The organism is Rubripirellula amarantea, from assembly GCF_007859865.1.
In the GTDB taxonomy this organism is placed as follows: domain Bacteria; phylum Planctomycetota; class Planctomycetia; order Pirellulales; family Pirellulaceae; genus Rubripirellula; species Rubripirellula amarantea.
Genome location: NZ_SJPI01000001.1, coordinates 174,624 through 197,904 on the forward strand (window position 1 = coordinate 174,624; position 23,281 = coordinate 197,904).

Annotated in this window: 11 protein-coding genes; 8 read left to right on the forward strand and 3 right to left on the reverse strand. The window is 53.2% G+C overall.

What is annotated here, in order from left to right; genetic code table 11:
* Positions 1-286: 286 nt before the first annotated feature.
* Both Pla22_RS00750 and Pla22_RS00755 read left to right on the forward strand, forming a co-directional pair.
* Entirely contained in the window at positions 287-6,445 is a 6,159-nt protein-coding gene (locus Pla22_RS00750) for a beta strand repeat-containing protein (RefSeq protein ID WP_146512885.1), read from the forward strand.
* On the forward strand, positions 6,438-12,002 hold the full coding sequence (locus Pla22_RS00755) for a protein kinase domain-containing protein (protein ID WP_146512886.1): 5,565 nt from the start codon (positions 6,438-6,440) through the stop codon (positions 12,000-12,002). The genes Pla22_RS00750 and Pla22_RS00755 overlap by 8 nt, the downstream gene beginning before the upstream one ends.
* Here the strand turns inward: Pla22_RS00755 and Pla22_RS00760 are convergent.
* Genes Pla22_RS00760 through Pla22_RS00770 form a run of 3 tightly spaced genes read right to left on the reverse strand, consistent with a single transcriptional unit; the run spans position 11,999 to position 17,066 of the window.
* Entirely contained in the window at positions 11,999-14,077 is a 2,079-nt protein-coding gene (locus Pla22_RS00760; protein WP_146512887.1) for an HlyD family efflux transporter periplasmic adaptor subunit, read from the reverse strand. The two genes, Pla22_RS00755 and Pla22_RS00760, sit on opposite strands and share 4 nt — an antisense overlap.
* Positions 14,078-14,082: 5 nt before the next feature.
* Positions 14,083-15,195 (reverse strand): HlyD family secretion protein, encoded by a 1,113-nt coding sequence (locus Pla22_RS00765; protein ID WP_165440456.1) that lies wholly within the window; start codon positions 15,193-15,195, stop codon positions 14,083-14,085.
* An 11-nt stretch (positions 15,196-15,206) separates the two neighbouring features.
* A complete protein-coding gene (locus tag Pla22_RS00770) occupies positions 15,207-17,066 on the reverse strand; it encodes an efflux RND transporter periplasmic adaptor subunit (protein ID WP_146512889.1) in 1,860 nt (619 codons plus the stop codon).
* Between the two features lie 421 nt (positions 17,067-17,487).
* On the opposite strand from Pla22_RS00770, the gene Pla22_RS00775 reads away from it, so the two are divergent.
* The 6 genes from Pla22_RS00775 to Pla22_RS00800 all read left to right on the forward strand — a co-directional run bounded on the left by Pla22_RS00775 (position 17,488) and on the right by Pla22_RS00800 (position 23,272).
* Positions 17,488-19,320: a TolC family protein gene (locus tag Pla22_RS00775; protein ID WP_146512890.1), complete on the forward strand. Its 1,833-nt coding sequence runs from the start codon at positions 17,488-17,490 to the stop codon at positions 19,318-19,320.
* A gap of 139 nt (positions 19,321-19,459) precedes the next feature.
* Positions 19,460-20,188, forward strand: coding sequence for an apolipoprotein acyltransferase (locus tag Pla22_RS00780; RefSeq protein ID WP_242631715.1), 729 nt, complete (start codon positions 19,460-19,462; stop codon positions 20,186-20,188).
* A 134-nt stretch (positions 20,189-20,322) separates the two neighbouring features.
* Complete coding sequence (locus Pla22_RS00785) at positions 20,323-21,465, forward strand: iron-containing alcohol dehydrogenase (RefSeq protein WP_146515151.1); 1,143 nt, start codon at positions 20,323-20,325, stop codon at positions 21,463-21,465.
* Between the two features lie 121 nt (positions 21,466-21,586).
* Positions 21,587-22,492 carry a tetratricopeptide repeat protein gene (locus tag Pla22_RS00790; protein ID WP_242631717.1) on the forward strand — a complete coding sequence of 302 codons (906 nt, stop codon included), beginning with the start codon at positions 21,587-21,589 and terminating at the stop codon, positions 22,490-22,492.
* 20 nt (positions 22,493-22,512) lie between these two features.
* Entirely contained in the window at positions 22,513-22,782 is a 270-nt protein-coding gene (locus Pla22_RS00795; RefSeq protein WP_146512891.1) for a WXG100 family type VII secretion target, read from the forward strand.
* A complete protein-coding gene (locus Pla22_RS00800) occupies positions 22,760-23,272 on the forward strand; it encodes a hypothetical protein (RefSeq protein ID WP_146512892.1) in 513 nt (170 codons plus the stop codon). The genes Pla22_RS00795 and Pla22_RS00800 overlap by 23 nt, the downstream gene beginning before the upstream one ends.
* Positions 23,273-23,281 lie beyond the last annotated feature (9 nt).

The following is a 23,281-nucleotide window of genomic DNA, read 5'->3' on the forward strand; positions in this document are numbered from 1 at the left end:
CCGCTTCAATCGGAATGATCGACCTGCAGGGCTGTCGGACAACAGAAAAACCGGTGGGACAAAGGTCCCTGGAATCGGTGCAGCTTTTCTGAACCGCGTAATCGGAAAACCCTCACACTTGGACTAAGATGACTATCAGGTGTCACCTGTGCACCTCCGACACCTTTTCCACCGAGTTTTGCTCGCATTCATGCCGAATTCCTCTCCCAAACCGTTGCTCCTTCGCGGGTCGCGTTATCGTGCCGGACAGAATCGTCTGAAGGAACTCATTACTGGCACAAAGGCCATGTTTTGGCGACGCCATCGAGAACCTCGTCGAGTCCCGCCAAACGTGAAGTCGACTTGGGTCCCCATGGTGCGGGTGCTCGAACCACGCCTGGTGCTAAACGCGTCAGCGGAACTTAACCCTTTGGGGCAACTGCTGATCTCGGGAACCAATTCAGCAGACTTCGTTCAACTAGCCATCAACGTCAACGACGAGCTAATTCTTCGTGACCAAGGTGGCGATCCCATCCCTATTGCAAACCATCCGGACGGAAGTGGATTTGAAACTAATCCGCTGGACCTAGACGACATCACTAGCAAACTAATTTCGATTGACCTTGGCGATGGTGACGATGACGTTGTGATGCGTGTCGTGCCTGGGATTAACGTTCAAGTGGCGGAATCTGGCGGAACCGACACGACCACTCTCCAGTCGATCCGTTCTCTATCGCCGGACGCTGGTCGACTTCGCGTTGATACTGAAAACATCGAACTGTCGGCTCCCGCATCGACGTTCCGCTTCGGTAACACGGACACTCGTTTAACGGGCAACGTCTCGATCTCAGATCCCGCTACAACGTACGTCGTACAAGCGGATGCTCCGTTGGCTATCGAAGGAACCTTAACTCTAGACAACGATCTAACCATTCGCGGGAACGGCTCGCTCAACCTTTCAACGGCAACACTTTCGGCTTCTCAGTCCTCGATTGATTTTCAAATCACACTTCCGCAAGGTGAAGTTCGGTTGGGTGAAGTGAATGAGACAGCAGGAAGCACCATCGAAAATCTTACGATTGAATCTGCGTCAGCGGTGCGATTGCTAGGGAATGAAGTAATCGTCAACAACGAGTTCATTGTTCGCGACGTAGAGTCTTTGCTTCGGACCGAATCGTCGATCGATGCCGAGTTTGTTTCCCTCACATCAAATCAACAAATCACGCTACTTGGTGACATCGATTCGGCACTGTCGACAAGTCTGAAGTCTGAAGTTGTGATCGTTGGCGCGGACATCGCATCGACTGACGGCGATATCACAATTCACAGCGGCCAGCGTTTTGAACTCATTCGTTCAGCAACTCTTTCGACGGCCGATGCTGGATTGATTCGAATCGATGGTGGCGGTGGGACGATTAGCACAATCGACGGTCACCTTGTCGATACTGGCACCGACAAGTCGTTTGTCTTAACCAATGCGTCTGAAGTATCGCTCGGTTCGCTTTCCGCATCTGACGGGACATTGAAACTCGGTGCACTGACAAGCCCTGTCGGAACAGTCGATCAGGCTGCTGGATCGCCGATCACGGTTAGCAGCATCGAGGGTGTCATCAGCCAAGACTTGAACCTAAGAAACACCAATAATCAAATTGGTTCGATTCGTCAGTTATCCGTCGCTGGCAACGTCAATTTGAACGACGCTATAGGAGATTTGTTCATTGATTCGTTGGTAGTTGGTGGCACCGAAGTTGAAATCGTAGCGGCGGGGGTGATTTCGCTTGGCCGAGTGGATGCACGTCAAGCGACTGTGCGTTTCCAGTCCGACAGGCTCATCGACGCAGCGACAGATCAAGCCACGGATATCTTCGCAACACGTCTGGACATTGATACCCAAACAGGCATGAACCGGTCTCTAGGAATTGAACTGGAAGGCGTTTCCGAACTTGCGATGCGGGTTGCTCAAGGCAATGTGTTCATTGAGTCGCTGGGTGACCAATTGCTCGATCTCACCAACGTCGCGCTTCAGAACGGTTCCTTTGAACTAATCGCAGAGGGCAACGTTGATGTATCACAGGTCGACCTTGTATCCGGAGACGCCAACATTCGCGCGACAGGAGAGTTGAGTATCAGTCGCCTTAACGCAAGTGCCGGTGAAGTCTGGCTAGACGGGCTAACGATTAACGATGCAGAGAGCGACGAGTTAACGGATATAACCGCGACAAGAATTACACTGGCTGCAATCAATGGGATCGGAGACCAACGAATTGTTGAGATTGATCAAGCGACCGAGCTAATTTCTGCGACGGACAATGGGGACATTCGTGTCGATTCGCTGACCCCTTCGTTGCTCGATGTGACTCAGACAAACGCGGGATCTGGTTTGATTCAAATTAACGCAGCCGGCGATCTGTTTGCTCGACAAATTGATTCTGCCGCCGGTAGGGTGACGCTCAAATCACTGGGTTCTCTTTCCATCGGTACTATCGAAGCGACCGACGGCTTGGTGAACCTTTGCGGCAACACGATTGATGATGCGGCGACCGATGACATCGCTGACGTGGTGGCGGGACAAATTGAGTTCGATGCTTCCGAAGGTATTGGGAGCGTTCGATCCATAGAAATCGAACAAGCAAGTTCGCTTTCTGCAGTTACGGCGACCGGAAACATCGACCTGATTTCGTTGGGTACGAATCCCCTTGTGGTCACCAACGGAAAGTCCGGTGATGGCTCGATACGGCTACAAATTGCTGGCGACGTTCGCACGGACCATTTAGCTGCGACCAACGGAGACGTTTCCCTGGTTTCAGACGGCTCTGCCGGCGTCGGTTCGATCGAAGCTCTGGCGGGAACCATCGAAGTTACCAGCCTTTCAATCAACGATGCGCAGAACGACACTGACGCGGACTTAACCGCGGCCAATGTCGTCCTGAATTCTGAAGAAGGTATCGGAAATCAACAGGCGATCGAGATTGACGACGCAAGCATTTTGGTTGCAAGTACGGTGACTGGGAATGTGGCGATCAATTCACTAGGATTTGGTCCAATCGATGTGACTCTATCCAACGCGAGTGACGGCACCGTCGAGATCACTGCCATTGGCGACGTGTACGCACGCGATATTCAATCAGCGGGGGGCGAAGTCTCGCTCACCGCACTTGGTGGTATCTCGATCGAAGAAATTCAATCGCTTGATGGTGAGATCATCTTAGATGGGCTAGCAGTGAATGATGCAATGGACGACGAAATTGCGGATTTGGTTGCCCAGCGAATCACCATCAATGCTGTGCAAGGCATCGGAAATGATCAAACCATCGAAGTCGATCAAGCGAAATCCCTCACCACGACTACGCAAGAGGGAAACATTCAATTGCAATCCCTTGGTGTCGACGGCCTCGTTCTTGAGAAGGGAACGACTGGCGACGGTTCAGTGTCGCTTTTGACACGTAGCGATCTTCGCGTCGATGAACTGACCGCGAATAACGGCGATGTGCGATTGACTGCCGGCGGATTGATTACTGTCGGCTCGATCGAAGCGTCTTCGGGAACCATTGAACTTACGGCGACATCCATCAACGATGCGCAAGCCGACCTTGATGCTGACTTGACCGCGACAAATATAATCTTGACTGCTGATCAGGGAATTGGCGAACAACGTGCGATTGAGATTGATGGCGCCAGCGTCCTCACGGCAACCACGACAAGTGGTGAAATTGAGATCAATTCGTTGGGTTCTTCGTTACTAGATGTAACTCAGACCATCGCAAACGAAGGACCAATTCGGATCGTTGCTGTTGGTGATGTTCGAGCCTCTCAAGTTTCATCGACCTTGGGAAACATTTCGATTCAATCGCAAGAGAACATATTCGTCGGTTCGATTGATAGCCAAGAAGGAATCGTTCGCTTAGATGGAAAAAGCATCGATGATGCAACCAATGACCAGGTCGCTGATATCTTCGCTAGCCGAGTTGATTTGACGGCTGAGGAAGGCATCGGTAGCGAACAAACGATCGAGATCGACCAAGTTCGTTTTCTAACCGCAGCGACGCTTTCCGGAAACATCCAGCTCGTATCTTTAGGCAGCGATAGTCTCGTGATCGAGGACGCGATATCGGGCAATGGTTCGGTCGAGATCGTGGCCAGCAGCGACGTTCGCATTGATCAAATCATTGCACGCGGCGGCGATGTTAGCTTGACCACGACCGGAACCGTTGACATTGGATCAATCGAAGCTTCCACCGGGACCATCGAGCTATTGGGTGCGTCGATCAATGATAACTTCGACGATTTGGAAGCAGATCTTGTTGCCGTCAATGTAGTGTTGACTGCCGGCACGGGCATCGGCAACGTGAGAGCTGTGGAACTAGATCAGGTCAGCTTCCTGACTGCGAAAAACACATCAGGCGACGTGAATCTTCGCTCGCTAGGCCAAGGCATTCTGACTATGGAAGAAGTCAGCACATCGATTGGCTCAATTGATATCGTTGCGACAGGCACGGTGGTAGCTGAGATCGTCAGGTTGGGAAGCCCCGACGCTACCGGTATGAACACGAACAATCCGTGTTCCATTTCGACTACCGATGTCGATGAAAACGAAATTCAGATCACGTTGACCGGATTGAACAGTGACTTGCTTGTCGGCAACATTTCCGCGTTTGGTGAAGCCGATGTAACTTTGACAGTGGGTGATGACATCCGTCACATAGACGCGGCCAGCGTGGATCAGCGAGTGATTGCGGATGACCTAAAACTGCTATCTTTCAATCGTAGCGATGACACCGATTCTGGGATTGAATTGCGAACCACCGTCAATCAATTGGTCGCATCGATCTCAGGGGCGAACCCCGGTGATCTAACCATTGTGGAATCAGACTCGATTTGCTTGGCAAGTTCTGATGAACACCTAGATTCCATTGTTGAAACCGGCAATGGTTTGATCAGTGTTACCGCAGCCAATGCCATTCGTGTCATTGACCATGCCAATACGGATCAAGACTCGAACTTGAAGGGTGACCCCGAATTGGTCGCCAATGGAGCAGCGAACGGTTCCGTATTCCTAATCGCTCCATCTGTCATCCTCGACGACAACGTGCAGATCCATGGATTCAAGGATGTCATGTCGCTAACGTCCGCAATGACGCGCAACTCTTTAGATGAACCTACCCTTGATTCGACTGAGCGAGCAATTTCGATCCGAACGAATGAACTCACCGTCGGCGACAACGTAGAACTATACACAGGCGAACAACAGGGTACGGCTCGCCAGTTCACCCAGCGTCCTATCGATGCCAGTGCTGCTTCATTCGCATTCTTCGATCCTAATTCGGTCAAAGTCAATGTGCTGACCCAGGCTTTGCAGAACGACGCGACGGGAGTTCTTACGTTCGACATTGGGACTCAGGGCGAACGGGGAATAACGGTCGTTGTGGATTGGGGCGATTCCAACCCACGACGCTTCCAACAAATCGACGGTTTGTCCGCTGACACCGGGTACTTCGTTGACATTGCTAAGAATGCTTCGGGCACTCCACTGGATCCGGTTGTCACCTCGGCCAACGCCAACCAACTCCAATTGACCCATTTGTACTTGCAGCAAGATGTCCTTAATAGCCAAGAGAATGGACGCAATGCAGCGACAAGCCCTTTCAATGTGCGTTTTGCCGTACGGTATCACGAGTCCATTATGGTTCAGAGTTTGGCTGAGGGTGAGGCGGCAACGGTCAACCAGAACGGTGTCAACAACACAGCCGTTGGCGGTGTGCTTTCGAGCACTGACAATCCCCTTACTCAACTGCAACTTAGCATCGGTACAAGTCCAGCACTTGAATCGGGAACCGCGTCCTTCATCATCCCCGCCCTGACGATTCCTTTGGCATTCGTTCCCGTGCGCGATGTGATCCCTGAACTTGAGACGACTGAGGTCGTGATTGTGGCCGAGACTTCCGTCGAGGTAACGTCTTCTAGCGTTGAGACTGTGGAAAGCCCTACCGCAAGCACGGTCACTCCGGAAGAGTTCCTTCAGTTGCGAGTGCTGTCGCCAGATCCCGATGGCGAAGATCTTGCTCGCCCCCAGAAACTCCCAAAAGACATTCTTGATGGCGACAAACTAACTGATTTGTTCTCGCGGTTGCCCGACGGTGCCTACGAAATCGAGTACGTCATTAGCGAAGGTGACGAGCGTTCGATCTTGCGCGTTAATGTTCGTGATGGCGAGGCAACCATCCCGGACAGCGAACTCGACGAAGGGTTATTGAGACTTCGCGAATTGAAGGACGACGATCGTCAGGAAGACCAATCTAGCGAGGATAACACAACCGACCAGACGAAGTCAGCAGTATCGGAAGACAGTCAGCCGATCAACGTTTCGGTCGAATTTGGTGCAATAGAAATGAACCAGAGCACGTCCAACAGCGTGTCGTCTTCACGATTGACCGCGGCCAGTCGATTTGCGAGGCGCCAATATGCCTAATAACAATGGCGATGATATGCCAAACGACGGCGAAGACGTCAACGATGGCGACGACTTGGACAAGACGCTGCCAGCGATCGAGAAAACTACCCCGGACATCGGGAATTCCAAAACCGGTGAACTGGACGCTACCGTCGTGTTCCCAATGCCGCCGAATTCGGAATTGGATCAAACCGTAGACGTTCCACCGTCGATCCTAACGAGCGAGAACATTGGTGCAACGATCAACCCTCGTGAACTGGGCCCCAGCGAAGCGAAAGCTTGGCAATCGATTGTGGGATCATCAGAGCCGAGTACGACTGCAACAACGCAACTGACGTTCAGTGAAAATCGTGAGGACATCAATAAAACGAAGATCTCCGAGACGCGAGTTGTACGTGGTAAAGGTCTCGCATCGAGCAAACCCGATGACCCGCCAACCTCAGGAATGGAAACGGCGGACATCGGTGACATGTCGCGGGGATCGGACAGCGGCATGCACATCGCGCAAACGAGCCAAGCTTTCGATTCGAGCTTGATGAAACAAACACCGGCGATTGAACGCACCGTTTCGGACAAGGCGTTTGGTCGGCTTCGCACCTGTGATGTCGTCGATTCCCGCACAAGCCCGCAGGTCAATTGCGATTACCAACTGGTCAAGAAGCTAGGCCAAGGCGGAATGGGTGACGTTTACGTTGCTCGTCAAAAGTCTTTGGATCGCTTACTCGCGCTAAAGCTCATCAAGCCGATTGTTGGCGACCGTAAGAAACGACTTGAACAAACGGGGCGATTAGAAGAAGTCGAATCGGAACGGCGACAGCAGTTTTTGTCCGAAGCCGAAGTGACCGGTGACCTTGATCACCCTAACATCGTCCCCATTCATGATATTGCGGTGACGACTAACGGTGAGCTCTTCTATTCGATGAAGAAGGTCGACGGGATCCCCTGGTCCGAGAAGATCCAGTCCTTCGACCTCGCCCACAACATCGAAGTGCTGCTAAAGGTTTGTGATGCGATCGCGCTTGCTCACCATCGAGGCGTTGTGCATCGCGATATCAAGCCAGAGAACATCATGCTGGGCGACTACGGCGTTGTCATGGTCATGGACTGGGGACTCGCGCTTCCAACGTCGTCCTACCCTAAAGAACGCCAAGAATCCATTTTGGCAACTTCCGGTCTTGGTGGCACGCCTGCCTTCATGGCGCCGGAAATGGCCATTGGACCGCTCACGAAAATCGGTCCCGCTGCAGACATATATCTGCTCGGAGCGACCTTGTTCATGGTCATCACAGGAAAACCGCCTCACCACGCAGCCAACGTAACAGAGTGCCTGCATGCGGTTCGATCCAATGCGATACGTGAAGTAGCACCGGACAAGCGCGGGGAGCTATTGGATATTGCGTTGAAGGCAATGGCGACTGATCCATCGGATCGGTACGCCGGCGTGCTTGAATTCCAACAAGCCATACGCGACTATCTCGAGCACGCTGACAGTATCCGACGAAGTCGCGAAGCACGGCTTCTGCTTCTCGCTGCGAGCGAAAATGGCTCCTACGAAACGTTCTCGCGTGCAACGTTCAAATTTCAAGAAGCCATCGAATCTTGGCCGGGCAATCAGGATGCGATTGAGGGTCTAGCAGACGCCAAATTGATGCACGCCGAGGCGGCACATTCGAAGGGCGACTTCGATCTCGGATTCTCACTGGTCGATGCCGAGAATGAAAGTCATGGCCCGATCATCAAGAAGCTTCAAGAAGGTGTTTGGCAACGTGAGTCTCGCGTAACAAGACTGAAGTTAATGCGACGCGTGGCGGCTGCGATGTTAATTTTCATATTGGTCGGCGGCACGTTTTCGTGGTTAAAGATTCGATCCGAAAAACAAAACGCAATCGCCGCCCGCGATCAAGAGAAGGTAGCCAAAGACGCTGCATTGGAAGCTCGAGATCGTGAGGAAAGTGCGAAACGTGACGCAATCAAAGCTCGAGATCGCGAAGTGGAAGCGACGAAGGAAGCGGTGCTTGCGAAACAAAATGCCGAGCAGGCCGAACAATCTGCCAGGATGTCAGCCGAACAAGAAAGATTGGCCAAGGAAGATGCCGTGGCTCAAAAACGGCGGGCTGAGATTTTGGCCGAAAGTGAGAAAGAAGCACGTCGAACTGCGGATGAAGAAAAGCAACGGGCAATCGCAGCCAAAGCACTCGCGGAAAAATCCGAACAGCGTGCTAGTTACGAAGAATACATATCTAAGATTGCCTTGGCCAAAGCCAGCTTGGAACGAAACGACACCGCCAACGCGAGAAAGATCCTCGACAGCCTAAGGGATTCGCAACACGCGAACGGTTGGGAATGGCGTTGGCTTTGGAAACAAACGAGCGGGGCAGAGTCCGAGTTTGACACGCATTCGGGTGTCAAGAAGTCCTCGATCTCGAAGGATGGCCGCGCGGTCGCGATCCTTGATGACAATGGACGAGTGTTTGTCATTGAACCTTCGAAGTCGATCGATGGTCAACAGCGCAAGCGTTTCATTCCTATTCCCGCTGACTTAATTGGCAAAGCGACTTGTGTTGCGATCGCTAAGCGTTCGAATATGGTTGCCGTTGGCTTTGATGACGGAACTGTGCTTATTAGCGACGGCCAAGAGCAGCAAACATTTTCGTCGCATTCGGATCGAGTGAACGATCTGCAATGGCTTGGAAACGATGTGCTTGTCAGTAGTTCATCAGACCGCACCGTACGGATCTTCGACAATCGTCGTGGGATCGAATTAACAGAGGAGAAGGCTCTTTGGCATCTCTCGTCAGTTGACTCACTGGCGGTCACTGGCGACTCGGAACAAGCGATGATTGCAGCGGTCATGTCGTCTGAATCTGCGGGGCGAGTAGCCGTCTGGCAGGTCACTCTTACAACGCCGCTAAAGTTTGAACAACAAGGCGTGTTTGCCGGACATGACCATCCAATCGCCGCCATCACAATCCGTGATGATGGCACCCTGGCTGCGTCGGGTGATATCGATGGAGAACTTCTTCTCTGGGACCCTCGAAAACTCACTAACACCAAGTACGAAGACGCAGTTCAGCGAGCTGTCTCGGCCATGACCGATGAAAAGCCCCGAGCGAAGCAGCGCCGAACCGAGAGCGAACGAGGAACGCGACTATCGGACCCTCAAATCGAGAGAAGCAGCTCTTTTGTTTCGACAATCGCTCCCTCGGCAGCCGACCCATCCGATTCAAAACTCGCTCACCGCGACACGATTCAAACGTTGGACTTTGATGACTCTGGTACGAAACTGCTTTCGGGATCGGATGACTTCACGATGAAAAGCTGGGACGTCGCTGCTGGGAAACTTCTCACCAAGTATCGAGGTCACGGCGGTTGGGTCATGAGCGCGGCATTCCGAGAAGATGATCCCGAACGGATCATGTCGGTGTCAGCGGATGGCAACGTCTTGGACTGGAACGCGAAAACCTACGTCAGCGATTCAGTAGCTCAAACGTTGGTGCAAGAAACGGATGGCGACGCGGCCGATCAATCTCGAACGAAGCCTGCCCATGCGTTTCCTATTTCGTCCGCATCTTTTTCGCCCGATGGTCGCCGAATCGTCACTGCTAGTGTCGACCATTCCGCGAAGATACTGTCGATCGATCCAACAACATTGGCATTCTTCGACGAAATCGAATTGAAAGACCAAACGTTGAGTGAAGGAACTTCGTTCGTTGCGATGTCAATGCAAACCAACCGTGCCGCCAGTGCCTTGTTCATCGGCAGCGCCGACGCAACCGTGCGCATCTGGGACGTGGCCAAAGGTGTCCAGAAGTCAGAGATTCGTGGAACGGGACTCAATGGAACCATTGCGGTCTCGCGATCGGGAAATCTGCTACTGACGGGATCGAGTTCGCCAGACTTCAAAACGATTCTTTGGCAAGTGGACCCGACCGGGGCGGTTAAACCGAGACGCCTCGCTCGAATGGTCGGACATGATCAAGCCGTCACCGCGATGGACATATCGCCCGATGAGTCAAGATTGTTCACCATCGACTCCATCGGCTTCGGAATTTTGTGGGACGCAAGAACGGGGAAAGCGATCGGCAAACCCTACGAAAACATTCGTGGCTTCCGAGCTTCGACGGCAACGTTTTCACCTTCTGGGAAGCAGATTTGGATCGGCGGCGATGATGGCCAGCTTACTGAAATCGACTTGCAAACCAAACAAACCCTTCGGCGACTGGATCACGACGGAGGATTGCGTGATGTTCACTTTGACGCCGAGCATTCTTACGCCGTCACCGTCAGTGAACTTTCTACGCTTACCGCCCGGACGTCCGTTGCAACGCTTTGGAATCTTCGCACAGGCAATTCAGTGGAGCTAGATCGGGCTGTGGACGCGATCGAAGGTGATCAGGGCCAATCGAAGCGTATCATGGCCGCTCGTATGGCTCCGGATGCCAGCACAGTTGTTGTGTCTCGACGTGAAACGTCCGGGCAATCGTCTTTGAGCGTCTGGCAAGACATTGCATCGATCACGTCGACAACCAGGCCTCAGCGTGTTCTTGGACTACCGAAACAACTCCAAACGACTCAGGCTATGGTTTTGCCAAATCAAGGTCAGTGCATCACGATGAACAAATCGGGTGCGTTTCGCTGGGAACTAGACACTGGCAAACTTGTTCGCAGCTATCGAGAGCACGCTGCTTTGACACACGCTTGTTTTTCGCCCGACGGAAAGTACGTGGCGACCGGCAGTCGTTCGGTCAAGATTTGGGATGCTACCAACGGGAAAGCAGTTGCCAAAATCGAGAGTCCTCACTTGGGTCCCGTTCGAACGCTTTCGTTTCTGGCACAACCCACGCGTGAGAACACGATTGCTTACGACCTAGTGACCGGTGGCGACGATGGAGTGGCACGGCAGTGGAAAGTGACTCCGACGATGGGCACCACACAACCTGTTCGTCAGTGGTTGGCAAACAATAACGGAGCCGTGCGAGCCGTAGCTACATCCCCGTCGGGGCAACGGTTACTCATCGCTGGCGACAACGGGCTGGCTCAAGTCATCGACACTGACGACTCGAGTATTCAATGGCGCATTGATCTGAATCAAACTGACGGGACCGAAGAGAGTCCTGCCGACTTCATGTGTGGCGCGTTTAGCGATGACGAGCAATTTGTCGTGCTAGGCGGCTCCGACAATCTCGTTCGCATGTATGCCATCAATGATCACAACCAGAACGGTGACGATTCACTCCGACAACTCACTTCCGTCCCCATTGAGTTTTCTGGCCATGCAGGCAACATCGATGATGTAAAAATTTTGGGAACCATTGATTCCGGCTTGCGAGTTTTCAGCGCATCGAGTGACGATTCTGCAAGAATCTGGGATTCGATGATCCGATTGGTCAACGGTAAGGCGGAAGTCACATCGAACGAAGGTAGGGAAGTCCTTTCACTCCAAAAGCACCGTGGCGACGTGACCGCGATTGATGTCACCGACGACGGCAGGCTCATGATGACGGCAGGCCGCGATGGGCAAGTGATCCTATGGCCGGCGACGGCCCCCGAGAACTTGTTTGAAGCAGTTCCCTAACGTCCGCCGAAGGACTCGCGAAGGGCTGCTTTCATCCGATCCCAAACGGATGCACGGTCCACCTCGATTGCTACCTTGGACTTACGATGCACCGGAAGAACTCTATCTCCGTTTGCAATGCGGATCCTCACGCGATATTGCGGGTCTAATGTCAGTCCATTCGAATGACGCTCTACCGGCGATGGGCTAATGGCGACGACAATTCCAGTCACTGCTCGCTTGCCATGATCTTTCAGTATCAATGAAGCTGCTTGTCCGTCACGCAGCAAGGCAACTTGGCTTTGATCAACCAGTGCAACCGCTTCTCGAGCGTGCGCGTGCCCAACGGATCCCAACACCGTTCCGACCGGAAGCCACATTCCCGATTTGAACGACTTCTTCATTTGAACCTTTGTCGAATCCGAGGAATACGAGACAGTTGAAATGGATGGTGACGGACTAGGTGGTGGGTAAAACACACCCGTCACCGGCGACCGCACGTCAAGCGATGACGCCTGACGCGTCAACAAATCAACACGGTCGGTACTGCTGCGAAGCGACTCTGCGATAGCGGGAATCTGTTCGCTCCATTGCGAATTCACATGCCGTGTTTGCTGGAAGACTCGCAATCGAGTTTGCCAGACAGACTGCTGAGAAACCGCTTCCGCATGTTTGCGTTGAGTCTCGCCATTATAGAGTTGGACAAGCGATTGCCCATCAGCGACGGTCGCACCGTGGCGTAGATCTTCAGTCAAGTAACCTGCTGTCGAAACGAACACGTCCTGTGATCCCGCTGCAACAATGTCAGCTGGCGCGACTACGAAGCGGGGTAGCGGTATTAGACAACCGGCAACAATGCATGCAGCACCCAGCAACCAGGAAATCCGAGCCAAACCCGAGGGACTCGCGACACTATTTCGCGATCTGTTCTGCCTTAGGAGCCTGACCAACTTGGACGCCAGCCCCAAAGCGATTGCTCCCACCACGGCAGCGCCGAGTCCAATCGAGTTCGCAGCCGAATAGAGCAATCCCACAATCACCGCGAGGATAACGACTCGGTACGCCATGCTAAGTGCAGCGTAGATTGACATTAGTATTGCCCTCCCCATTGCCACACCTGCCACACCCTCGCCTCCCCAATGATTTCGACGATCGAACCAACCACGAAGGATACGACGAGACTCGCTGGCAAGATTGGGCGTGCCGGTAGCGTCGGAAAGCAGGTAGTACCCGTCATAACGCAGCAAAGGATTACCGTTGATTAACAGCGTCGAAACCGAGCAAACCAGCATCAATACGATGCTGACGTGATGGATCACTCCGCTATCAGTTGCCAACCAGAAGAATGTGGCAAGTGTTGCGATCCAGCATTCCGCCAGGATCCCAGCCGCTGAGACCAACATTCGATCGCGTGTTTTTCGCAGGAGCCAAGCATCGGAAACATCAACATACATGCATGGGATTCCACACAGCAGCATCACACCGACTTCGCGGCAATCGCATCGAACGTGTCGGCATGCTAACGCGTGAGCAGTCTCGTGTACGAGCTTGGCTATGGACACCGCGATGGCAACAACAATCCAATTTGTTGTTGGGGTCAGGGTCGCATTTGCGACTTCCTTCATCCAAACGTCAAGTCGACTGAAGGTTAGCAATAGTGCCAGCGGACCGAGCACCCAAAGTAGGCGCCACGACCAAGGACTGAAAAAACAGGGTGTCAAAAAATCTAATCGCTCGAGTAGGCGATCGGGCGAAACACCAGGAAAGCGAACTGCCAGTAATCGTGACCACCACGGCGACGCAACAACTTCCGTTTGACCGCCGGCTCCTTCAAGCAAATGGCATACTTTGACTTGGTGGAAAAAGTTGGCAATCGATTGTTTCGAGATGATTTGGTCCGGAGATCGACTGCTGACCTTTGCATAAATCTCCGCGATGTCTCGCGTACCATCAGCCAGCATCAACAAGTCGTACTCTTCTTGCGAAAAATGGAAATAGCTTCCCGCGATGGGATCATAGACGACCCAACGCAACGAATCCCCCATTTCGATTTGGCGGCGTACTAAGTCAACTCGGACTTTAGGATTAGCACTCATCCCGTTCACGGCGTTCCTTTAGCCGCAGACGCTTTACGGGTTCCAACTACATTGGCTTGCATTCCCGGTCGAGCGGAAAAGTCTTGATTGTCAAACTCGATCCAGACTCGCACTTCCTGGTTGACCGGGTCCACCGTGGGGGCAACAAATATCACTTCGCCAACTCTTTGAATCGTCCGGGTTCCCGCCTGTACTTCAAGCTCTACCTCATCGCCCAACTGAATCGACGAAAGATCGTCGAGAGCGAGGTAGCCATCAACCCGAAGACGATCCAATCGAATGAGCTTCATCACTGGATCACCCGCATTCACCCAACCGCCGGAATGCTGGTGGCGTTCCACGATCGTCCCGGCGAATGGGGCTGTGAAGTGATGCTGATCAAGGCGAGTTTGAGCCAGTTCAAGTTGCTGTTTTCGAGCAAGGCTTTGCAACCGCTGGATGTCTTGCCCGGACTTTGCCGCAGCGATTTCGGTTTGCGATTGTTCAACATTTGCGTCGAATCGTTTGGCAGCCTCTACTTCCGCCTGGGCTTGCAGAACCGCGACGCGTTGTTCGAACTCTGCCTGCTTCGTTTCGAGTCGACTCTTTTCAAATGCAAGTCTTAGCCCTTCAATCTCCGATTGCGAAACACTCTCGCTATAGGAGTTGCGGGATTGGATCGCTCGTTCGAGTTCGTTCTTGCTTACCGCTTCCGCTTTTCTCGCCGCCTGGATACGTGTCTCGTTCTCGGACTGCTGCTCGGCAATTCGCCGCAAGATTTGTTGCTGACGAGATTGTTGGCGATCGGCCTTTAGCTTCGCTTCCGCATAGTCGATTCCCGAGTGATCCATGGTTCTTGCCTGGGCCACAGCGAGTTCTGTCTTGGCGAGTTCAACCGCAATCATAGCTTCACGATCGTCAAGCTTGCCGAGCACTTGGCCTGCTTGAACGATATCGCCCTCCCTAACATCGAGCGAAGCAATCTTCCCACTTCGCATGGACGGGACATCAACAGTGTCGATAGCAACGACCGAGAGGGACTTAAGCTGAATATCACCTTGGGCGATCGCCGCTGTGTCTGCGTGCGACAACCAAGACATGGCGAAGGCCGCCACGATGTTCACGGTTGTGTTCGACATCACTTTCATTCTTAAATCCAAACCAAAGTCCGCCACCATTCGACGAAGCCACGAAAGAGTACAAAGGCAACCGATCGTTCATCGCAGGGGACTCGCGCGATCACACCCGCACCCGGACGCAAAGATTCAGCGGACTGGGCATCAACTTCAAGCGTCACCTCGACCACGGATTCACCTTGCTCGTTTATCTTCGATGCGGACGCGATCTCACTTAATTTGCCGATGTGTGAAATCGTTGGCGACGAGAGCACACGGAACGAGCAGCTTCGCGTTCGATTGGTTGCTTTCGATGAATCGCTCAGGTAGCCGATCTCGTGGTCAGGAACTTCCAACTTCACTCGCCAACCGTCGTTTTCATTGACAAGATCCATCAGATGATGTCCGTGTGTGACGGGACGGCCAACCATCGAGTTTCGCGTGTCCCATTGATCCACGACACCCACGATGGGACTTCGCAAGAGCAGGCGATCTCTTTGCTTCGAGATGATCTTTAGTTGTTGCTTGAGACCGTTAATTTCGGCCTTCAGCACTTCCGCTTCTGCGGTCGCAAAAGAGTGGGAATCGCGTTTTGACGCCACCGTCGAACTCAGCTTAGTTTGCGCGGCTGCCAATCGAGACCGCGTGTCTTGATCGACAAGTTCCAACGCGGGACTCGTCAATTGCATCAACGGCGTGCCTTCAACAACTCGCTCGCCATCTTCCACGAAGACTTCGGAGATGAGTCCTTGATCCGGTGCATACACCGATGCGAAACCCACGGGTTCAACTTTCCCTTTGACAGCGATGGAAAAAGGAACAGGCAACCAGCACAAAATTGCACAAGCGACGATGAAGGTCGCCAGCAGAGCGGCAAGGAAAGCAGGACTCAAGCTGGTTCGCATCCGCTGGATCAAACCGGCGGTGGACTCTTCTCGCCGCATCGCCAACATTGTGGCTCTCGAAACCATAGGCAAGGCCACAGCAAGTTTCGACAACGCAACCTCCGGCTCAGCACGCTCATCGCTTTCGATCGAATCGGCGAACCATTCCAACACAACGTAAGCGAAAGACCCACCATCAGACCCACCATCGCAGGCTTGCAAGTCAACAACTCGCAAATCCAGAATCCCGAAGGTACTCATGTATTCGGATTTGTCCGCGTCGTTACTTACCACACGTTTGATGCTGCGGATCGTCCGGGCATCCTGATCAATTTTGGCAGCGGCAGAGCTCCCGACTACACGCAGCGAACTACCGCATTGAAGTACCAACGTTGCTCTTGGGGCTCCGCTCACCCGTGCGACCGTTGCGGCGATGGCGTGGTAGCTTTCGGTGGGGGAACCTCCCGAAAACAACTGCTCGCACTCGGATGCACGGTCTCGTGCCGCAATGAGTTCGCTTCGCAACAGTATCGGAATCGCGAGCCCGGTAAGTGCGTGCTGAAGTTCTGCCACAGGTTTGCGAACGTTCAATGCAACCGAGTCGTCAAATCGCTGTTCAATAAAAACATAGTCGTTTGAGGTAAGCGACTGGGTAGTTCGACAGATCTCGCCTTTGCCTTTGCCTTCTGGCTCGACGATCCAGTGCAAGGACGGATCGATTTCGAAATTGGCGTCAACAGGATCGGTAGTGGCAACGCAAACTCCGCTGCGACCAAGCGACTCAATCTGAAAACGGCCTTCGGAATCGCGGTGAGTTCGTCCGATCGTCGTCAACCGAGCCCCACAAATCGTCCGCAGGCGAACAACTAGTTCGTCGAATCCTCGTGTTTGGTCAAGCTGGTCCCCGTTCAGCTTTCCTCGTTCAAGCTGGTCAAGCAAGTCTTCGCCTTCTCGCCAAATTCGCTCGGCATCGAGTGAACGTTCCGTTGGGGGAATGCGGGACTGTGACATGACCGAGAGCGATTTACGAATTGAACGGAACAGGGCGAGGTTCCGTTCTAGTTTACCTAGAAACCCATTGATTCTCTCATTTCAACGAGGCGAAACGCGTGTGTTGGATGCAGTTTCACGCCCGAATGTTCCTGCGGATAGGCGAGTTGGGGAGGACTATTACGGTTATTCCGGTCGAATTGATTGAAACGAATGATCCGCGCCATGGTGACGGTACGAAAAAAGAGAACGTGCACGAATGCGCCCGGTTCACGCCATCGATGCGTGGCGTCATCCGTGAAACTTCACTTTTGCTTCGCTTCCTCCCAATCGTTCTTAGCCCGTGTCAAAACGTCACGATGTCTCACGATCGCAAAGAAGTGTCCCAGAGCGGACGCTGGCGGTGGTCTGTGCGCTAGGAATCGTAGTTCTTGGTTCGACCATGACGATAGGATGCCGAAGCTACCGAGACACCAAGAGCACGATCAAGAATGACACCGCCTGCTTAGATAGTTTGATGTGCAATGTGGATGCTGGCACCCCCGCCGCCGAGCCCATGCAAACCACTGCACCACCACTGACGCTGAAAACCAGTGACCTGGATACCATCGCCTACCGCGAAATGTCACTGAGCGAGGCAATTCAACTTGCGATGCAGAATTCACAGGTACTTCGCGATCTCGGGGGCACGATCTTAAGAGCCCCAGTGAATCTAGCAACGAACGAAACTCGTCCGTTGGCGGAAACAGATCCGCAGGCAAGTGTCGAAGCGGCGCTATCAGCATTTGATGCCCAGTTTTATGCACTCGGGAAATGGCAAAACAACGATCGACAATTCAACAACCGTTTTTTCGGTGGCGGAGCGAATGCGTTCAAACAAGACACCCATGACTATGTGTTCCAGTTGTCAAAACGTACGGCCACGGGCGCGCAACTGGCAATTCGAAGTGTCACCGACTACGACGCTAACAATGCGACCGGAAACGAATTCCCGAGTGCTTGGCAGACACAACTGCATGCCGAAGCTAGGCAACCGTTGCTGCAGGGCGGCGGGTTGTCGTTTAATCGAATCGCAGGTCCCGATGCTCAACCGGGCGTCTACAACGGGATCGTGATCGCGAAGGTCAACAACGACATCACAGCCGCCGAGTTCCGCAAGCAAACGCGAGACTACGTCAGCAACGTCATCAATGCGTATTGGGACTTGTACTTCGCTTATCGTGACCTCGATTCCAAACGCGATGCACTTGATCGAAGTCGTCAGACGTGGCAAAGCTACGAAGCTCAAAAGACTAGCAACCGACGCACGGGCGCTGCGGAAGCGTTAGCCCGCGAGCAGTACTTTCGGTTCGAGTCCGAAGTACAAGATGCAGTCGCCGGCAAACTGGTTCAACGCACCCAAGTCAACAACTCGACCACCGGTGGCACATTTGCCGGTGTCGGTGGCGTGTTGACTGCTGAACGACGGTTGAGATTGTTGATCGGACTACCGATTAGCGAATCAATGCTTTTACGGCCTGCTGACGAACCCCACGATGCGCCGCTGATCTTTGACTGGGAATCCATTTCGGTCGAAGCCATTCAGATGCGAACTGAACTGCACCAACAGCGATTGGAATTGAAGCGAAAAGAGCTTGAGTTGCTCGCCGCCAAGAATTACTTGATGCCTTCGCTCGATCTGGTGACAATTTACCGACTCAGAGGCCTCGATCAAAGCTTGGCTGGCGACGACAGTGCGTTTAGTGAAGTCGGCAGCTTGGAATACCAGGAATACGAGGCCAATCTTGAACTGCGGATGCCGATTGGTTTTCGCCAAGCACACGCCGCCGTCCGACATGCGAAGTTTGAAATCGCTCGAGCCAAGGCATTGTTGATGGAGCAGGAGCGGCAGATCTTGCATGACCTAGCCGCGGTGGTGGCCGAATGCGACCGAGCGCACGTTCAGATGGAAACGAACCTGAACCGATTCTTGGCCGCCAGTGATGCACTGAACGTACTGGAAGCCAACCGCGAAGCGGGCTTGCCAGTGAATTTGGAACAACTGCTGGACGCTCAGCGTCGCACGAGCGAGGCTCAAAGTCGGTACTATTTGTCGTTGGTTGAATACACGATTGCGGCGAAGAATGTGCAACTCGAAAAGGGCACACTTCTTGATACGGTAGAACTTTTTGTCGTCGATGAGTTCAGCAGTGTTTCAATCAACGAGAGCGGAATGAATCATTCCGAATTGCCCATTGTCGACCAAGCAGAGTTCACGGTTGAACAGCCTGACTGAATAGGCAGCGTTTTTCCGGTGACTGCCCCAGCATCGCGGTAGACTACACGAAGCACGATAGCCCGCTTTGAGTGATTTCTGGTACCAGGGCAACACTGCCTGCTGTGGTGATCTTGCCGGGGCGATATGCTGTTTCATCATGAGTACATCTGAACTAATACGTCAAATTCACCTGAAATCACCCTTCAATGCAGATCCGTCTTCGACAGATGAGGATGATGCTGCCAACGCTGATTCGTTGATAGGATTGTTCCAGAACTTCCGCCCTGACGGCAAAGGCCTGCAGGGTATTTTTAGCGACCTTGAGCCTCACCTTGATCGTGAAGTCGGGATACAACTGGAAGAGCGACTTGATCAATTGTTCACGGCAGCCGGCGACGATCGTCGGCCGCAGGGAGGCCGAGACGCTTACTTCGTCGTCAGGCAACCTCCTGAAGTTTCAGTCGCGCAAGCGTCGGCCTGGGCAACTCAGTGGATGGAGCAGCTCGCCGAGCTTGCAAACAATGTTGGTGATGCGGAAACAGCATCGGTACTCGATCCAATACCGAGCGTTCGCGTCCTTGAAGGAATCCCGCCCAAGCATCCCAAGCTGGATGAAGAAAAAACGTTGTTTTTGACAACGATGCAGCAAGACGTCTCGATCTTGTTGGAACGCATGGATGCTGGTCCCGCACCCGCCGCTTTGCGACAGGCGTACTATTTCATTTCCTGCGATGCGATGCTGCGGGACTACTTGATGTGGCCAATTTATAGGTCAGTATCGGCAGTCGAGGATCCGTTCCTGCCATACTTCGAGCTTTGGCGGCATGGAGTAAAGTACCGCATTTTCCAAGAGAAACAGATGGACTTGTACCTTCCGAGACGCTGAATGCATTGGCGGACCAGACGCCGAGACGGGTATCCCAACGATACCGTGTTCCTTTTGTGATCGCGGCCCGGTAAGGTGCCTTCTTCGATGTTCTGGTGACTGCACTTTTCTACTCCACGATCCAACGCTTGCCGATGCAACCTTTCGATTTTCAACCGCGAACACGGATCATCTTCGGTGAAGGCTCCATCTCTCGACTCGGTGAATTAGCAGCGTCCTACCGTCCGTCTTGCGTGTTGGTCGTCAGTGATCGAGGAATCATGGAAGCCGGGCACGATGCCGCGGCGGTAGGTTCCCTTCGCGATGCAGGATTGAGAGTCGAATCGTTTCATGACTTTGCCGAGAACCCTACGTCCGACATGGTTGACGCAGGCGTTCGCAAGGCGGCAGACGTCAAACCAGACTTGTTGGTCGGGCTCGGTGGCGGGTCGAGTATGGATTGTTGCAAGGGCATCAACTTCGTTTATTCCTGCGGCGGAACGATTCATGACTATCACGGCGTTGGTAAAGCCACCAGCGACTTGTTGCCGATGATCGCAATTCCCACCACTTCCGGCACAGGCAGTGAAGCTCAATCGTTTGCGTTGATCAGCGACGCCAAGACTCATGTGAAGATGCCCTGTGGAGACGCCCGTGCCGCATGCAAGGTCGCCATCCTGGACCCCGTGCTCACCATGACTCAGCCTGCTCGAGTGACGGCCTTAACTGGCATCGATGCCATTTCACATGCTCTTGAAACCTTTGTTACGCGGCGGCGAAACCTGATGTCCGTCACGTTCAGCAAACGTGCGATTGGAATGTTGGCAGAGGGCTTTCCCAAGGTTCTATCGAATCCCAAAGACCTGCAAGCTCGAGGCCAAATGCAACTGGGTGCTTGTTTAGCTGGCATGGCGATCGAGACCTCGATGCTCGGCGCCGCTCACGCAACGGCTAATCCGTTAACGGCCCGTTACAACATCACCCATGGACAAGCGGTTGGCATGATGTTGCCACCGGTGATTCGGATGAACGCGAGCGAGCACGCGGATTGGTATGCTGAAATTGTGCAAGAGATCGCGCCGAGTATCGCTCGAACCGATGCGACCGAATACCTCGCAACTCAGGTGACTCGTTGGCTAGAACTAGCTGGCTTGGCGACGACCCTGACGCAGTTAGATATCCAGGAATCTTCGATTGAAGCGATGGCTCAGGATGCTCTTCAACAGTGGACGGGGACTTTCAACCCGGTTTCGCTAACATCAGAGCGAGTTACGGAACTCTATCGCTCGGTTCTCTAGCGGACAACAAATTTCTAGCCAACGCCAAAAAAAACGCTGAGGCGTTTGCGGTCGGCAGCCAACTGGTTCACAATAAGGAAGCACGGTTCGCTTTCTGGCAACCAGGTCTCTTTGGTCAACCATGTCCGCAATCGATCCCCCCGAAACGAAAGTCTCCGTCGACAAGCTCGACCCTAAAGAGTCGTTCAATGGGGACCGAAAAACCGAGACTCATGCTGGCAAGCCTGGACACTGGCAAACGGTTCGCGTTTCCGACTTGAAACGAAAGCATGTCGATCCCGAAGCCGAACCCGAACAGAAGAAAACTCCGGCTGAACCCGATCGCAAGGTGGCACTGCACCGGCGGCAAGAACTGGAACATCACCTCAAAAGCAACCCCACGGATTTGTCGTCATTCCTGGAATTGGCGAGAATCTATCGTGCCGAACACAAGCCGATTGAAGCCAAACGAGTTCTTCAGCAAGCTATTCAGATTTTCCCCGACGATGCATCACTAGTCTGGGAACTTGAAGAAGCAATCCTGGCTCGTTCGCTACAGCAACTTCGTGAGGTAAGCGATCTAGCGAGTCGTTTGGATACGGCAGAGACGGATCGCGAACTTAAGCGGTGTCAGCAAGACTGGGCTCGCCAACGAATCGAAGTTTGTCGAGCACGACTCCGTCGTGAACCGAGCCATGTTCACCTGCGGCTTGCGCTAGGTGAGGCTTTGCACGATGCTGGAATGTACGAGAACTCAATCGAAGAACTCGAATCGGTTTTGCAAGACGACGAACATTCACCGGCGGCATATCTCATCCAAGGCAAGTGCTTGCTTGCGATGAAGAAAGAACTCGACGCCATGGTGAAACTACGAGCTTGCGCGTTGCGGCGCAGTGTCATCGCGCCGGTTCGCACTCGAGTCTTGGCACTCAAACTACTTTGCGAAACGGCTGAACGTTTGGGGATCACGCTGACGGCCAAACGATATCGTCAGCAACTTATCATCGCCGAAGAAGAACTTGCCAAATTGACTCCCGTTAACAGCTAGCCTCTGAGGATCGATTCGCAATGAATCAAGCTATCGTCGACCCCGAACAACTGCGCCAATTCGCTGCCCATTTGCATCGTTTCGCCGATGAATTGAAGCAGCAGTCGACGGGCCTAGCGACTCAGATGAATCAACTCGAGCAAACTTGGCGGGACGAGCAACAACGTAAGTTCAGCGAAGAGTTCACTGGGCAAATGCGGCAACTTGCTCGATTGATTAAAACGACCGAAGAGCATGTCCCTTATCTGCTTCGCAAAGCCGAGCAGATTGACGCTTACTTGGGGCGATAGCTCAGTGAGCAGCAGCAATGTCCGCAATATCGAATCCCTTGAAGCCTTCCAGGCTGGACTGATTCGTCTATCGAGCGATTGGGAACAAGCGATCCAAGAAGTTCGCATGATGGTTCACCGGGCGGAAGAATACTTTTCCAGTGATCGCCCCGCTTATTGGCGTCGACAAACGCAACTTGCCGAACGCGAATTGACGCAAGCCAAGGATGATCTTGTTGTAAAACGGTCTGCACCTCGGGCCGAAGACCGACCGGCAGCTACGGAAGCGGTCAAACGAGTCAAATTAGCCGAAGCTCGCCTCAGACTCTGCGAAGCGAAGAAACGGGCCGCGAAAAAGTGGTCATTGGAGGTCAAACAGCAATGCGACGACCTGCTTGGTCCCATTGCGGATGTGGCAGAACATTGCGAAGTGTTGCTTCCTAGTGCCGCAGCGGAATTGCGTCAATTGATCGAGCAGCTCAAACTCTACGCTGACAAGTCCGATACTTAGAGCCATATT